Source organism: Paenibacillus sp. TSA_86.1 (assembly GCF_052691815.1).
Genome location: NZ_JBQZGE010000001.1, coordinates 1,188,812 through 1,205,094 on the forward strand (window position 1 = coordinate 1,188,812; position 16,283 = coordinate 1,205,094).

11 protein-coding genes are annotated in these 16,283 nt (G+C 46.3%); 10 read left to right on the forward strand and 1 reads right to left on the reverse strand.

Annotated features, from left to right (window positions below; all coding sequences use genetic code 11):
* Window positions 1–40 precede the first annotated feature (40 nt).
* A complete protein-coding gene (locus ACUTVW_RS05435; RefSeq protein ID WP_445644821.1) occupies window positions 41–2,071 on the reverse strand; it encodes a beta-galactosidase in 2,031 nt (676 codons plus the stop codon).
* Window positions 2,072–2,196: 125 nt separating this feature from the next.
* On the opposite strand from ACUTVW_RS05435, the gene ACUTVW_RS05440 reads away from it, so the two are divergent.
* The 10 genes from ACUTVW_RS05440 to ACUTVW_RS05485 all read left to right on the forward strand — a co-directional run bounded on the left by ACUTVW_RS05440 (window position 2,197) and on the right by ACUTVW_RS05485 (window position 16,258).
* Window positions 2,197–3,030 (forward strand): helix-turn-helix domain-containing protein, encoded by an 834-nt coding sequence (locus tag ACUTVW_RS05440; protein ID WP_445644822.1) that lies wholly within the window; start codon window positions 2,197–2,199, stop codon window positions 3,028–3,030.
* 305 nt (window positions 3,031–3,335) lie between these two features.
* Window positions 3,336–4,124 carry an alpha/beta hydrolase gene (locus tag ACUTVW_RS05445; RefSeq protein ID WP_445644823.1) on the forward strand — a complete coding sequence of 263 codons (789 nt, stop codon included), beginning with the start codon at window positions 3,336–3,338 and terminating at the stop codon, window positions 4,122–4,124.
* A gap of 66 nt (window positions 4,125–4,190) precedes the next feature.
* Complete coding sequence (locus ACUTVW_RS05450; RefSeq protein ID WP_445644824.1) at window positions 4,191–4,850, forward strand: SGNH/GDSL hydrolase family protein; 660 nt, start codon at window positions 4,191–4,193, stop codon at window positions 4,848–4,850.
* 14 nt (window positions 4,851–4,864) lie between these two features.
* On the forward strand, window positions 4,865–5,746 hold the full coding sequence (locus ACUTVW_RS05455) for an SMP-30/gluconolactonase/LRE family protein (RefSeq protein WP_445644825.1): 882 nt from the start codon (window positions 4,865–4,867) through the stop codon (window positions 5,744–5,746).
* A 337-nt stretch (window positions 5,747–6,083) separates the two neighbouring features.
* A complete protein-coding gene (locus ACUTVW_RS05460) occupies window positions 6,084–9,158 on the forward strand; it encodes a X2-like carbohydrate binding domain-containing protein (RefSeq protein WP_445644826.1) in 3,075 nt (1,024 codons plus the stop codon).
* 282 nt (window positions 9,159–9,440) lie between these two features.
* A complete protein-coding gene (locus tag ACUTVW_RS05465) occupies window positions 9,441–10,982 on the forward strand; it encodes a response regulator transcription factor (RefSeq protein WP_445644827.1) in 1,542 nt (513 codons plus the stop codon).
* Window positions 10,983–11,005: 23 nt separating this feature from the next.
* Window positions 11,006–12,775 carry a cache domain-containing sensor histidine kinase gene (locus ACUTVW_RS05470; protein ID WP_445644828.1) on the forward strand — a complete coding sequence of 590 codons (1,770 nt, stop codon included), beginning with the start codon at window positions 11,006–11,008 and terminating at the stop codon, window positions 12,773–12,775.
* Between the two features lie 331 nt (window positions 12,776–13,106).
* Window positions 13,107–14,405: an extracellular solute-binding protein gene (locus ACUTVW_RS05475; protein ID WP_445644829.1), complete on the forward strand. Its 1,299-nt coding sequence runs from the start codon at window positions 13,107–13,109 to the stop codon at window positions 14,403–14,405.
* 130 nt (window positions 14,406–14,535) lie between these two features.
* The gene (locus tag ACUTVW_RS05480) at window positions 14,536–15,435 is read left to right on the forward strand and encodes a carbohydrate ABC transporter permease (RefSeq protein WP_221790616.1); all 900 of its coding nucleotides are present in this window, start codon (window positions 14,536–14,538) and stop codon (window positions 15,433–15,435) included.
* Window positions 15,428–16,258 carry a carbohydrate ABC transporter permease gene (locus ACUTVW_RS05485; protein WP_445644830.1) on the forward strand — a complete coding sequence of 277 codons (831 nt, stop codon included), beginning with the start codon at window positions 15,428–15,430 and terminating at the stop codon, window positions 16,256–16,258. Before ACUTVW_RS05480 ends, ACUTVW_RS05485 begins: the two co-directional genes overlap by 8 nt.
* Window positions 16,259–16,283: the final 25 nt, after the last annotated feature.

Genomic DNA, 16,283 nt, shown 5'->3' on the forward strand with positions numbered 1-16,283 from the left:
AGCCTTTAAGCAGTAATGTGCTACGGCTTTGAACATAACGCTACGTGGTGCATGCAAAGATCTGTACTCCGCGAGCTTCGATTTTAATATTTCCTTTAACTTCCTGACCCGTTAACAATTCACGAACAACTGTATCACCCAGGTCATAAGATTGTGTGGAAGCATTGTGATTCATAACGAACAGATAGGTTACTCCGTCTTTGGTTCGCGCATTTACTTCCACGCCCTGCGGGGTTTCCAGCAACGGTTTTATATTTTTGGACGAGGCAAGATCTGCAAGTAAACCGTCCAGGAAAATGTCATCCGGATCGGAGGCGATGTACCAGGCTTCTCCTTGACCAAAGGTATTGCGTGTAAGTGCAGGCATGCCTTGATAGAAGTCTTCACCGTACTCGGCAATCACTTCGGCACCTTCACTGTGCAGGAGGTCACATAACATACCGCACTCGTATACGCCTTCGAGTGAGCCAAGCGTTTCCTTTAGAACGATACTGTTTTTCTGTTCCGGCAGCAGGGCATCCAATTCTTCCACCCAGATGCCAAGCAGATTGCGAAGCTCACCCGGATAACCGCCAGTGGTCACGAGATCATGTTCATTGACGATTCCGCTGAAGAACGTGGTCAGAAAGGTGCCGCCAGCCGCCACAAACTGCTCCAATTTTGCCGCAAAGCCCGGTTTGACCATGTAAAGAACAGGGGCAAGAACCAGAGCGTATGCGCTGATATCGGTATCTACACTGACGATGTCCACTTGAATGTTTCTGTGGAAGAAAGCCGCATAATATTTGTGAATTTGATCGACATATTTCAGAGCCACGGTCGGTCCGCTTGATTTTTCGATAGCCCACCAGTTATCCCAGTCGAATACAATCGCTACTTTGGACTGCACTCTGGCATCAAGTGTGGTGTCACCCAAACGTTGCAACTCCTGACCAAGCTGCGCGACCTCTCGGAACACCCGTGTATGTTCATGTCCCGCATGTTCGATGACGGCACCATGATATTTCTCGCATGCACCGATTGAACGGCGGAGCTGGAAGAACATCACGGTATCCGCGCCATGTGCGATGGACTGATAACTCCACAGCCGCATGACACCAGGGCGTTTGAGTGAGTTATAAGGCTGCCAGTTCTGCTGACTTGGTGTTTGCTCCATCAGCATAAACGTTTGACCGTCTTTGAGCCCACGCATAAGATCATGAGCCATGGCTGTATAGCTGATCGGAGTGGCAAGACCGGGATAGCTGTCCCAGGAGACGATATCCATGTACTTCGCCCATTTGAAATAGTCAATCTGTTTGTAAAAGCCCATTAGATTGGTTGTTACGACTGAATCGGGAATATGTTTTTTGATCGCATCATATTCCAGCAGATAACATTCCAACATGCTGTCCGAGTTGAAGCGGGAATAGTCCAGCGAGATCCCTTGGAAAGACGAACTGTTGTGGCCCCAATGTTCACTCAGGTTACTTGGAAGCACAATTTCGTCCCAATCATAGAATGTATGGCCCCAAAAATTCGTGTTCCAGGCTTTGTTGACCTGATCAATGGTTTTATACCGTTTTTTCAGATATACACGGAATGCTTTCTCGCAGTTTTCACAATAACATTCGCCCCCATACTCATTGGAAATATGCCAGACAAGGACAGCGGGATGATCTTTGTATCGCTCTGCGAGTTTGTCTGCGATGATCTGGGAGTACTTGCGGTAGGTCGGACTGTTCGGGCAGGAGTTATGTCGTCCGCCGAATTTCCGTTTGCGTCCGTCTGTATCCACGCGCAGGACATCGGGATAATTTTTGGCCATCCAGGCTGGATGAGCAGCGGTACTTGTGGCAAGGCAGATATACACTCCGTTTTCATACAAACGATCAATCAATTGATCCAGATATTCAAAGTTATACGTCACCTCGTCAGGCTGAATTAGTGCCCAGGAAAAAACGTTAATGGTGGCCATATCAATGCCGGACAGCTTAAACATACGCAGGTCTTCCAGGTGGGTCTCGTGATCCCATTGTTCAGGGTTGTAATCGCCTCCATAGAACATTTTGGGTAGTTTGCTACTAATCAACGTGTTCACCTCTTGTATAAGAATAATCCTATACTATATGATACATATGACTTTTGAAATATAATAAAAGTAATGATCTATATAAGAATATGGAACTCCATTTGATTGGATATGAGGAGGTTATCATGCTTATCTCACCCGGACATCAACGTTTTTTTATGACATCGCGGGACCAGCCGCTTCCACTATATATTGAGAGCATCGGATACAACGGCAATCAGGAAAAGGTCTTCCGACCTGCAGGTTATCCTTGTTATCACTGGCTGCAAACGGTCAAAGGGGCGGGAGAGTTCAAGCTGTCAGGAGCCTCGGCCATTCTGGGTGAAACTTCTGGCATTTTGCTTCCGCCAAACCTGCCGCATGAATATGCGCGTGTTCAAGGGGAGTGGGAGACGATCTATATCACATTTGGTGGTTCCCAGTGTGCTGCCATTGTAGATTCGCTCGGTTTAAGCGAGGGCAATTTTCACCAGTGGGATTCCGATAGTCCACTAAACGATTACGCTCAGCATGTGTTAGATTCGATGGGGAGTGACCAGGATTTATCCGGCCTGGAAGCCTCAGCGGACATGTACCGTTTTTTGATTTTGCTCAAAAAACACGGAATGACCGGCAATCGCTCCTCCATATCACATGCCGTAACAAGACTTGCTCCGCTTCTTGCGTTTATGGAGCAGCATTACGGTGATCCGGAAATTGGGCTAGAGCAGATGGCTTCGATTACCGGTATTTCGTCCAGACATCTGAACACGCTGTTTAAACAATCCTTCGGCATAACAGCCTATAGTTACTTCATTTTGCTGCGTATACGCAAGGCCAAAGAAATGCTGACAGGGAGTATAGAGCTTACGATCAAGGAGACTTCGGCACGGGCTGGATTTCGGGATGTCAGTCATTTTGTAGCCACCTTTCGCCGGATTGAAGGGGTTACCCCTGAACAGTTTCGTAAATTGTACTAGGGCGTGTCTTGATTGAAACCGATTAAAGTACATCTTTAACCACCTTTTCGCCCCCTGCTGCGTCACTTCCCCTTGATGTGCCCCGGCACACCTGCCGGAAACTTCCTGGCTTGGAACAAAAATTCGGCAAAATCTGCTTCCTTCAGCGTTTTCAGACAGGCCCCAAACGGGATCAGGTTGAACAAAAAGATATGCAGAAGGGTATTGATGCTTGCTCCTGTTGCCGTTATGATGGTATCGAATCCCTGAATCGAAAACGATTATACGGAATGATTCCTTACTGACGAGAGAGGATGAGCTATATCATGAGTTCGACTATTCCTTTGTGGGAAAAGGCCGCTCCTTATGGGGCCGTAGGACATGAAGACGAAATTCCACATTTGATTCCTTTTATTCAACCTGGTTCCAAGAGCGCTATCATTGTATGTCCAGGGGGTGGATACGGCCATCTCGCTGACCACGAGGGAGTACCCGTTGCTGAATGGTTAAACCGGGCTGGCATCAGTGCTTTTGTGCTCAAATATCGTGTAGCGCCGCATCGCCATCCGGCACCCCAGGCAGATGGGCAGCGTGCAATCCGTTATGTACGGGCTCATGCGGAACAATACGGGATTAACCCGTCCAAAATTGCAGTGCTTGGTTTTTCGGCAGGCGGTCATCTCACAGCCACTTTGGGTACGCAGTATGACGAGGGACAACCGGAACATGAGGATCGGATCGAACGGGAAAGTTCCCGTCCAGACCGTGTCATTCTTTGTTACCCCGTGATCACGATGGAGTCATATGGACATGAAGGATCTCGTATCAACTTACTAGGCGAGGATGCAACCGAAGAACAGGTTCAAGCGTTCAGTGCAGAGCGGCAGGTGAAGGCAGACGCTCCGGAAGCTTTCATTTGGCATACGAGTGATGATCAGGCTGTACCCGTGGAGAACAGTTTGCGATATGCTCTGGCATTGGGTGCACATGGGATTCCATATGACCTTCACATCTTTGAGAAAGGTTCACACGGCCTGGGATTGGCGGAGAACGATGCTACGGTTCGGGTATGGTCTGATCTGTGTCTCGCTTGGCTGAAAAATCAAGGCTGGTAATGTCGGGACACATTCTGTTCAGACAGTGAACTTACGACTCAATATCCAGCAAAGGAGAACAAAGCCATGAAATTGCAAAAGAATGACAGACTTCTTTTTATCGGAGATTCCATTACCGATTGCGGTCGAACTCATCCTGTAGGTGAAGGAAGTTCAGGACTGGGTCATGGGTATGTCGCACAGGTGTATGCACTTTTACGTTCCATTTATCCTGAACTGATGCTGAGAGTGCAGAATGTGGGTAATAGTGGGAATACCGTTCGTGATCTGAAGCAACGCTGGCAGCAGGATGTACTTGACTTGAAACCGGACTGGCTCACGATCATGATTGGTATTAACGATGTGTGGCGTCAGTTTGATCATCCGCTGGCTGATTCACAGGTGTTCCTGGAGGAGTATGAGGCAACATTACGTGAGTTGGTTGCATCTGTCCGATCGAATCTGAAAGGACTTGTTCTGATGACTCCCTATTATCTTGAGGCTAACCCGGAAGATCCGATGCGGGCAACGATGGACATTTACGGAGATGCGGTTCGCAGGGTAGCATCGGAATATGATGCGTTGTTTGTCGATACGCAGGCAGCATTTACACCGCTGTGGGATCATTTTTATACATCGGTGCTCACACATGATCGCGTACACCCGGATGCTACAGGTCACATGGTGCTGAGCAAGGTTTTTCTGGATGCGATTGGATTTGAATGGTCTGGAAATAAGAAATCCTGAGGAGGAGCGATGATATGAGTCATGTAACTGTAGTTGTAGATACGCCAGCGCAATTGGGAGAAGGTCCAAGCTGGGATGCTAAAAATAACCGTTTGTTATGGGTAGATATTGAAGGTTTCAAGGTACATGCGTACGATCCGGTGACTGGTGAGGATCAGGCATATGACGTGGGTGAACATGTCGGAGCAGTGATTCCCTATCGCGGCGATGAAGTGATCGTTGCACTTCGTAGTGGATTCTATACATATCATCTGCTTACGGGTGAGAAGCAGGCTATCGCAGACCCGGAGCAAGATAAATCCACCAATCGGTTCAACGATGGAAAATGTGATGCATACGGACGTTTTTGGGCTGGCACCATGAGTCTTAACAACGAGGATAAGGCGGGCTCGCTATACTGCCTGGAGGAAGGAAAACCTGTGCGCACTATGGTGCAGCAAGTATCCACATCCAACGGTCTCGGCTGGAGTCCGAATCGTGAATTCATGTATTACATTGATACGCCGACACGTTCCGTTGATCGTTTTGATTTTGATCTGGCTTCCGGCACGATCTCCAATCGGACAAGTATCATTTCGGTTCCTGAAGAGATGGGATTCCCGGATGGCATGACTGTAGATGCTGAAGGGATGTTATGGGTTGCTCACTGGGGCGGAGGAAGAATTACCCGCTGGAACCCGGAGACAGCAGAACTGTTGCAGCAGATCGAAGTGCCGGCAGATCAGGTCACTTCCTGTTGTTTTGGCGGCCCGGACCTCGAAGACCTCTATATCACGACCGCACGTATCGGAATTAAGGAAGAACGTCTGCAGGAAACGCCGCAAGCCGGTTCACTATTTGTTGTTAAGCCAGGTGTTCAAGGGCAGGAAACACATGTCTATGGGCAAAAAGCTTAAGCAGATTGAACAGATAAAATATGGGTGAATCCGAGGTGCTGTGAGAACAGCATCTTTTTGCTGTGTCTAACTCTAAGTATCAAATTTTTTTAAAAAAGAGGCTCTTCCGACAGAGGGGAAAAACGTTTTCTATCGAATGTTATTTATGAAAGAATAATCCATTTTATGTTAGTTCTTCACACTCATTTGTAAGCGCTTAACATAAATGAAGGGAGGTGAGTTTCCTCATCAAGGACAGGTAAGGATTCGTCTGAAACGCCATCATCAGCAGGATGAGACAGCGGGGATAGACCGAATTGCCAAAAATGTTCAAACGCGAAAGGGAGGAGTTGTTGAGATGAGAACGTGGATGAGCAAGCTGCGAATGATGAGTTTGAGTGTGGCTATTGTTACAGCTTCACTGGGTGGCCTGGGGATGGCTGGAACTTCCGCGGCTGCGCCGAGTGAGGCCTACGAATGGAAGAACGTCGTTACTGGCGGAGGCGGAGGTTTTATTCCGGGTATTATCTTTAATGAATCGGAAAAGGATCTGATCTACGCGCGAACCGATATTGGAGGAGCTTATCGCTGGAATCCGGTAGACAGCAGCTGGACTCCGCTCACTGACTTTGTAGGCTGGGATGACTGGAACAATAACGGGGTAGATGCACTCGCATCCGACCCGGTTGATCCAGACCGGGTGTATATGGCGGTAGGAACGTATACGAACTCGTGGGTAAAGGATAATGGGTATATTTTCCGTTCTGCAGATCGGGGAGATACGTGGCAGAAAACGGAGTTACCCTTCAAGGTAGGGGGAAATATGCCCGGACGTTCCATGGGAGAACGTCTGGCTGTGGACCCGAATGATAACAGCATTTTGTATTTCGGAGCTCGTAGTGGTAACGGATTATGGAAAAGTACGGATTATGGAGTAACCTGGAGTGAAGTAACGAGTTTTCCGAATCCGGGCAATTATGTTGAGAATCCTGCTACGGAGTATACCAGTGACATTGTAGGTTTGGCCTGGATCACCTTCGATGAAACGAGTGGTTCTGCTGGACAAGCGTCGCAGACGATTTACGTTGGGGTAGCCGACAAAAGTGAAAGCATCTATCGCAGTACAAACGGAGGATTGACCTGGACTGCGGTTGCTGGACAACCTACGGGGTATCTGCCACATCACGGAAAAATGGACGTGGATGGAAGTTTGTATATCACTTACAGCAATGGTGCCGGGCCCTATGACGGAACCAAGGGCGACGTCTGGAAGCTGAATACGGCCACGGGTGTATGGAAAAACATCAGTCCTCTACCAAGCAGCAATTCAGAAAACTATTATGGTTATGGCGGCTTGGCTATTGATGCTCAGGAGCCTGGCACAATCATGGTGGCAACGTTAAATTCCTGGTGGCCAGATGCCATTTTGTTCCGAAGCAAGGACGGCGGGGATACCTGGACACGTATATGGGATTTTGAAGGATATCCTGACCGTAAATTCAGGTATACGCAGGACATATCCGCAGCGCCTTGGTTAACCTTCGGTGTAAATCCTGCACCTCCTGAAATTTCACCGAAGCTGGGCTGGATGATTGCTGCTCTGGAGATTGATCCGTTTGATTCCGATCGGTTGATGTATGGAACGGGGGCAACGATCTACGGCACCAACAATCTGACCGACTGGGACGAGGATAAGAAAATTAACATTTCCGTTATGGCGAAAGGCATTGAAGAAACCAATGTCATTGATCTGATTAGCCCGCCAAGTGGAGCACATTTAGTGAGCGGATTGGGTGACATTGCCGGCTTCCGTCATGACGATCTGACTCAGGCTCCAGCCACCATGTTCACTAATCCAAACTACCCTTCCACTGAAAGCCTTGATTTTGCCGAGCTTAGTCCCAATACGATGGTACGTGTGGGCAAAGCGGATTATATGGTTGATCCCAATGCAAGATCGATTGGTTTATCCAGTGATGGAGGAAAAACGTGGTACAAAGCAAGTGCAGAGCCGTCAGGTACTACAGGAGGCGGAACCGTTGCGATCTCGGCGACTGGAAACCGTCTATTATGGAGCACATCGGATCGCGGCGTATTCTACTCTGCCGGGGGGAATTCATGGACGGCAAGTACAGGTATACCTGCGGGGGCCAAAGTGATTTCCGACCGGGTCAATCCTGACAAGTTTTATGGATTTGCCGCAGGCAAGATCTACGTTAGTGTTAATGGTGGAGCAACATTCACAGTATCTCCGGCTTCCGGGCTTCCGGCTGAAGGCAATTCGGATCTTGATGCTGTGCCAGGTGTAGAAGGTGAACTGTGGTTTGCAGGAGGAAGTGAGGAGCAGGGGCCATATGGCTTGTGGCACTCAACAGACTCTGGAGTTACCTTTACGAAACTTGCCAATGTAGAGGAAGCGGACAGCGTTGGTTTTGGTAAAGCAGCTCCAGGGCAAAGTGTTGTCGCCTTGTACATCGTTGCGCAAATCGATGGAACCCGAGGTTTCTTCAGATCGGATGACGGTGGTGCGAACTGGGTGCGGATTAACGATGATCAGCATCAATACGCGCGCGTGACTACAATTACAGGTGACCCGCGCATTTATGGCAGAGCATATCTCGGTACCAATGGACGCGGAATATTTTATGCGGATCCGGTTAATGGTAATGGCGGCACACCAACGGTACCGAATTCGACAATCACCCCGGTTACAGCTCAATTTGATCTGAATCCGGTTCATCAGGCTAACCTTCCTGTCATGTTAACCCTCAATGGCAATACGCTGACTTCCATTCGTAATGGAAATACGATACTTGCCTCGGGTATCGATTATACTGTAGCAGGTGGTCAGGTTGTGCTTCAGAAAAGTTATTTGGCTACACTACCTAAAGGTTCTGCCGTGTTGACCTTCCAGTTCAGTGCAGGCAATCCAGCAGCGCTGAATTTGACGATCAAGGATACCACAGTGATCACCCCAAGTGGGGACATTCGTATTGAGATGTACAATGGTACAACGGCAGCTACGGGCAGTTCGATCAACCCTAAATTCAAACTGACCAATACAGGTACATCGCCACTGAATTTGTCTGACGTAAAAATTCGATATTACTACACGGTGAATGGTAACCAACCTCAAAACTTCTTCTGTGATTGGGCGGCTGTGGGAAATGCCAACATTACCGGTACGTTTAGTTCAATCACTCCGGCGTTGCCAGGCGCAGATCATATGTTAGAAGTTGGATTCAAGGCAGCTGCGGGAACCCTGGGTGCAGGACAGAGCACAGAAATCCAGATTCGCTTCTCCAAAGACAATTGGTCCAGTTACACACAAACGGATGATTATTCCTTTGCAGCTACCCATACGGCTTATGCCGACTGGTCCAAAGTAACCGGATATGTTGCTGATCAGCTTCAATGGGGAATAGAGCCGTAATATCAGGCGGGTTCCGCAAATCTGATGGAAGAAATAGAGCATGAACAAGGAGTCTCAAGACGCCCGAGTAGGTAATGGCGTTTTGGGACTTCTTGTTTTGTCGAATTTTAGTGTAAACTATAAGTAGTTACTATTGCTTAAACATAGGATTTAAGATATAACAATATGTACGATTATTATAATTTTCATGTAACCGCTAACAAGAACAACTTCAATAACCAACATATAGAGGGCTAAACGATATAGATATAGAGTGATAGATGAGACAGGGGGGTCGCGATCATGAACCGGTTGTGCAAGGTGCTGATTGTTGACGATGAATTTCTGGTTAGACAGGGTATTAAGCACCACATGAACTGGGAAGCAGAAGGATTTAATATTGTAGGTGAGGCATCCAATGGCGAAGAAGGTTTGCAGCAGGTAGATCTGTTAAGACCAGATATTGTCATTACCGATATTGTGATGCCCGTTATGGATGGTGAGACATTTGTCCGCACACTCAAAGGGCGTTATCCTCATATTGAGGTCATTGTTCTAAGCAGTTTCAGTGAATTTGAATATGTTCGTTCTACATTACAGCACGGAGCGGCAGATTATATATTGAAGCCCAAGCTGGATACCAATGAACTTTTGGAAGTGCTGAGACGTACCGCTGGCAAAATACCTGAGCTTCAATATGAGCCTTCGCATGATGGCTGGCGGCTTGGTCAACTGATGGAGAAGATGTTATCCGGATTTACGCTGGATGAAGACAGTGAAATGCCAATCATTCTGGACAGATTTCCATTCGGAGCTTTCCGCTTACTCGCATTTCAGCCTGCGGATCGCAGTTCTAAAGATCAAGATCATGACCAGATTGAAGCTGAGGTTCGAAAGCGGATGCCAGAGATCGAATGTGCCATTTTGCCAGCGGAGAGCCGATTACCTGTAATCCTTCTGAACGTGAAACCGGATCAAGATGAAGACATGGTTGAACAAATCAGGCTATGGGCTAATGAAGCAGGAGATTCACAGAACGCTCCAGTGTGGGTACTTAGCCAAAGATTCAGCTCCTTTGAGAAGATGGGGGAGATGTATCGTGAACGGCTAATTAAGTTAATTGAGTTTTGCTTCTATTATACAGATCGTGCGATTCTGATTGATGGTGAGCTTCCACCTATGCAACCTGCCGGATATCAGTTCAATGTTAATATGTTTTTGCAGCATGTGAAACGGAATCGGGTGGAGGCGGCCAGAGAATATTTGCGTGATCATGCAGCAACGCTGGGACGAGATTATATTGCTGATGTATTTGAGATCAAATCGTTTCTTGGCAACTTGATCTTCAATGTTACGATTACGTTAGCAGATATGGATGTTCAATCGTCCGGACTTGAGGAGAGTAAATATACGTATTTCAAAAACGTTGACGGAGCTTCAACCCTCACCGAAGTAATGCTGGTTCTGGATCAATTCATGACTGAGGTTCAGGAATGTGCTTCCGGTTCAGGCGGCAAACGAAGTGATCCGAATATGACTATGCTGCTGGATTACATGCATGCGCACTATGATCAGCCCTTGGGACTGTCCGAAGTAGCCAAGCATTTTCATTTTAACCCGTCGTATTTATCCAGCTACTTCTCGTCACATAAGAAAGAAGGGTTTAATGAATACCTGAACAAGATTCGCATTGAAAAAGCGGAGGAATTGCTGCGATCGGATGATGTCACGATATCGGAAATTAGCAGCATGGTGGGGTATTCGGATCACAGTTACTTCTGTAAAGTGTTCAAAAAATTCACGGGATTATCTCCAAGTCGCTATCGGCGTAAATTTTGGGCTTAAATAGAAATGGATGAGATTACTTCATGAAAAAGTGGAAAAATGGCTTGTCGCGCCTCGGATTATTCCCCAAGCTAATATCGGTTATGGTTGTCAGCATTGTCCTGGTTTCGGTACTTATATTGTGGACAACGATCCATATGTCAACCAACCTGTTTACAGAAACGTTCAGTATCACCAATTCGAAGGTGCTCAGCCAGATCAAAACGAATTTTGATGCGTTTAACGACTCCATTGCTGCGGTGACCAACAATGTGGCCCAAAGTGGAGCGATTCGGGGGTTTCTATCGGATGGTGACGGGAATTCGGTTACGATGTCCAGATCGTATTACAGTATGCGTGAAACGATGAAGCGGGTTCAATCCATCATTGAGTTTTATGAAGTAGGCATTACCATTGCGGGTGTAAATGGACGAAGTTTTTCAACCAATCCTTCATACATTCAGAAAACAGCGGAAGAATTAAAAAAGGATCAGATCACGAAGGCAGCGACCGAGTCGCCGAGCCGTCTGATCTTTGATGACTATCAGGCCCAGACCAAAGAGGGCACAGTGCAGATGATCTCTGCGACCAAAGCGCTGACAGATCGAGCGAGAAACCGGATTTACGGTACGGTTTATATCACGATGAGAGAAGAGTCATTTCGTCAGTTTTATGCCAATTTTACAAGTCGAGGCAATGATGTCGTCATTATGAACGAAAAAGGGGAGATCGTATCCTCTAACAGGGAAGACTGGATCGGCACGACGCAACGTGAACTGTTATCTTATGCCCAGACGATCAATGAAACGACACCCAAAAATATTACGGCACGAGTCATGGGGCAGGAGAGCATCATCGTATCTGAATATTTACCGTTTTACCGTTTGTACATGGTGAACATTGTGGATAAGGAATCTGCGATGGGACAGCTGATTGATATGAAAACGGTCGCCTTGATCTGCGCTGCGATTGTATTTGTGGCTCTGTTGCTGGTGTTCCTGATTACAAGCCAAATGACAAAATCACTACGCAGACTGGTCAAGCAGATGTCGAACATCACGAAAAGTGACCTTGATAACTACATTCCGGTCAGTGGAAGTTATGAGAGCAGACAACTGGGGCATGCGTACAATTACATGCTGGATGAACTGCATGATTATGTGGATCAGCTTGTACAGACGCAGCAGGAGCAACGTAATGCTGAGCTTGCGGCGTTGCAGAGCCAGATTAATCCTCACTTCCTATACAACACCCTGGCTTCCGTCAAAGTATTGGTGCAGCAAGGGAACAAAGATCGAGCTGCGGAGACGATTAATGCATTAATTGGTTTGTTGCAAAATACGATCAGCGATGTCAGGCAGACCGTAACGGTGGAGCAAGAGGTTGAAAACCTGAAAAATTATGTCTTCATCAATCATGTGCGCTATGGTGGGCGGATTAAAGCGGCTTTTTATGTAGCTCCGGATTGCACGCACTATCATGTTCCCAAGCTGGTGATCCAACCTTTTATTGAAAATGCTTTCTTCCATGGTTTTATCAAAAAGGAAACGGGCACGATTCATGTGATGGTTTCGCGCGCAGGGGAATCACTGGTCTGTGAGATCATGGATAATGGAGATGGAATTGAAGGACTAAACATGGAGGGGGCACTGCCCAATCCGAAAAACAATCGTCAGCTGTTCAGCGGTATCGGTATCCGAAACGTACATGATCGAATTGAGCTTTTGTATGGCTCACCTTATGGTGTGACGATTATGAGCACCGTTGGAGAAGGGACAAGAGTTACGGTAACTCTGCCGCTCATTACGAGTTGAAAAGTGGATATGAGCTCCCAAAATACGTGAACCCTTCATTTCTGATCCCGGAGATGAGGGGTTTTTCATATGGAAAATCAGGATCGGCCTGCATAGTTGTAAAATTTTCAGCTCAAAATAGTACAAAATCAAAAGAAAGTACAAAAATCCAAATTATGTGCAACCGTTTTCTGTAAAGGTTTTCATTGTGGCAATAAGAAGACAAATCTGCACAAAATTTTTACTAACGAATGGAGAAATGGGAATGATAAGATGAATACATCGAAAGCAACCGCTTTCAGAAAACGCAAACAAATTTACAAACAAAGAGGTCGAAGGGGAGTTGAATGTTTTGAAAAAAATGTGGGTATTGATGCTCGTAACGGTATTGCTGTTGTCCGCATGTTCATCCGGCGGTGGAGGTAAAGAAGCTGCTAGCGGTGGTGGTGGCGAGAAAGCAAAAGAAATTACGATCTGGGCTTGGGATAAAGCATTTAACGTCGCTGCTCTGGAGCAAGCTAAAGCTATTTATCAAAAAGAAAACCCTGATCTGAAAATCAACATCATTGAGAATGCTCAAGATGCGATCATTCAGAAGCTGAACACTGGATTGAACTCCGGAACAAGCAGCGGTCTGCCAAACGTAGTTCTGATTGAAGACTATCGTGCACAAAGCTTCCTGAGCGCTTATCCAGATGCGTTCAAGGATTTGTCTTCAACAATCAAAGCATCCGATTTTGCAGAGTATAAAATTGGACCAACTTCTTATGAAGGCAAACAATACGGTATTCCGTTTGACTCCGGCGTAGCTGGTTTGTACTACAGAACAGACTTGCTTGAGCAAGCAGGCTACAAAGCTGCTGACCTGCAAGATATCACGTGGGATGATTACATCAAAATCGGTGAAGCTGTAAAAGCAAAAACGGGTAAAGAGCTTCTGTCTCTTGATCCGAACGACCTGGGTATCATCCGTATGATGATCCAAACTGCAGGCAAATGGTACACAGCTGAAGATGGTAAAACACCTGACCTGAACAAGAACCCTGCATTAAAAGAAGCGTTTGAAACATACAAAAAAATGATGGATGCTAACGTTGTTAAATTGCACTCCGACTGGAGCCAATTCGTTGCCAACGCAAACAGCGGTGCTGTAGCAACAATTCCTACAGGTAACTGGTTCTCACCATCCGTTCGTCAAGAAGCTTCCCAATCCGGTAAATGGGCTGTAGCTCCAATGCCGAAAATGGCTGGTCAAGCAAATTCTGTACACGCATCCAACTTGGGTGGTAGCTCATGGTATATCATGAACGATGTTCCTGGTGCAGATCAAGCAGCTGACTTCATGGCTAAAACGTTTGGATCCGACAAAGAGTTGTATCAAGAATTGTTGACTAAAATCGGTGCAATCGGTACGTACACACCGGCTGTTGATGGTGATGCATACAACAAACCAGACGAGTTCTTCGGAGGTCAAAAAATCTTCGCTGATTTCGCTAACTGGACTAAAGAAATTCCAAAAGTAAACTATGGTAGCAACACTTATGCAATCGAAGATATCTTGGTTGTTGAAATGCAAGCATACCTGAACGGTAAATCAATCGATGACGTTCTGAATGATGCACAAAAACAAGCTGAGGCACAATTAAACTAATATCCCAAGGTAACTTATAGAACCTAGGAAACAACGGAGCCGTCTCCCTTGTCTGGCGCAAGTCGAGCTGGACATGGCGAGAGGCTCTGTAGGTTCTAACCATGTTGCATGGAGAGAGAGGAGCCATACTGTGAAAGCCATAAATACAGGAGACAGTCTCCAAAAGAAAAATAATTTGACTGGATGGGCTTTTGTTTTGCTGGCTGTTGTCGGAATCGTAGCATTCTACTTCTATCCGATGATTCAAGCGCTGCTCTTATCATTCAAGTCAGGCAAAGGTGCCAACCTTGAGTTTTCGGGCCTCGCGAACTACAAAAGATTGCTCGTGGATACAACATTCCGGACGGCTTTATCGAACACATTCATTTACTTAATCATTCAAGTACCTTTAATGATCATTCTCGGTTTGTTCATTTCCGTATTGCTGAATGACAGCACACTGCGTTTCCGCAGCTTTTTCCGTACTGCAATCTTCTTGCCTTGTGTAACTTCACTTGTTGCTTACTCGGTTGTATTCAAATATTTGTTTGCACCGGATGGTATGGTGAACCAGGCATTGCTGGGGATGCACATTATCGGCACTCCAATCCAATGGATTACTGACCCGTTCTGGGCTAAAATTACGATCATAATCGCCGTTACTTGGCGTTGGACCGGATATAATATGATTTTCTATCTGTCATCCTTGCAGAACATCGATCAATCGATCTATGAAGCAGCGAAGATTGACGGAGCGAATGCTTTCACTCAATTTTTCAAAATCACTGTACCATTGCTTAAACCGATCATTCTCTTCACGTCCATTACATCAACGATTGGTACATTGCAAATCTTCGATGAAATTATGAATATTACCAAAGGTGGTCCGGGTAACGCGACCATGTCGATCTCACAGTACATCTACAACCTTTCGTTCAAATATTCACCGGACTTCGGTTATGCAGCAACCGTGTCGTATTCCATCGTAATTCTGATCATTATATTGTCCATTATCCAGTTTAAAGTGGCAGGTGATAATAAAAATGGCTAAATCAAGAGCAAAACGCATTTTCACATATGTTTTCCTGTCCATCGTCGCTTTTATTTCCATCTTCCCATTTTTCTGGATGGTCGTCAGTGCTACAAACAAATCGGTAGACGTAACTAGAGGCACTTTGCTACCGGGCTCTGCTCTAATTGAGAACATTAACAAACTGCTTGATTCCACGAATCTGGTGCAAGCTTTGGGGAATTCAGCGATAATCTCGATCGTTTCCACGATTCTGGCTCTGTTGATTGGTTCCATGGCGGGTTACGGATTTGAAGTGTTCCGTACGAAATCCCGCGATGTCGTGTTTAACATCCTGTTGATGTCGATGATGATTCCGTTTGCAGCGATTATGATTCCGCTCTATCGGATGTTTGCAACCATTTCGAGTGTAGCACCGGTAATCGGTATTAATACGATGGCTTCCGTTATTATCCCGACCATCACAACAGCGTTCCTGATTTTCTTCTTCCGTCAGAACACCAAAATGTTCCCGAAAGATTTGCTGGAAGCAGGACGTATTGATGGTCTGAGCGAACTGGGTATTTTCTTGAAAATTTATATGCCTACGATGAAAACAACATACGCAGCAGCAGCGATCATTACATTCATGAGTAGCTGGAACAACTATCTATGGCCACTCATCGTATTGCAAACTCCGGATCAGCAAACCATTCCGCTCCTGATCTCCAACCTGGGCGCAGGTTATGCTCCGGATTACGGGGTTATCATGACCGCAGTTGTTATTGCAACACTGCCAACCGCAATTGTGTTCTTCATTATGCAAAAACACTTTGTTGCAGGTATGGTTGGTTCTGTAAAATAAGCATTAACCGCGTATCACGTCCAGA

What these genes read in the sequence shown, in the direction of transcription:
- ACUTVW_RS05440 (WP_445644822.1), top strand. Translation starts at nt 2,197, where the DNA reads ATGCTTATCTCACCCGGACATCAACGTTTTTTTATGACATCGCGGGAC.
- ACUTVW_RS05445 (WP_445644823.1), top strand. Translation starts at nt 3,336, where the DNA reads ATGAGTTCGACTATTCCTTTGTGGGAAAAGGCCGCTCCTTATGGGGCC.
- ACUTVW_RS05450 (WP_445644824.1), top strand. Translation starts at nt 4,191, where the DNA reads ATGAAATTGCAAAAGAATGACAGACTTCTTTTTATCGGAGATTCCATT.
- ACUTVW_RS05455 (WP_445644825.1), top strand. Translation starts at nt 4,865, where the DNA reads ATGAGTCATGTAACTGTAGTTGTAGATACGCCAGCGCAATTGGGAGAA.
- ACUTVW_RS05460 (WP_445644826.1), top strand. Translation starts at nt 6,084, where the DNA reads ATGAGAACGTGGATGAGCAAGCTGCGAATGATGAGTTTGAGTGTGGCT.
- ACUTVW_RS05465 (WP_445644827.1), top strand. Translation starts at nt 9,441, where the DNA reads ATGAACCGGTTGTGCAAGGTGCTGATTGTTGACGATGAATTTCTGGTT.
- ACUTVW_RS05470 (WP_445644828.1), top strand. Translation starts at nt 11,006, where the DNA reads ATGAAAAAGTGGAAAAATGGCTTGTCGCGCCTCGGATTATTCCCCAAG.
- ACUTVW_RS05485 (WP_445644830.1), top strand. Translation starts at nt 15,428, where the DNA reads ATGGCTAAATCAAGAGCAAAACGCATTTTCACATATGTTTTCCTGTCC.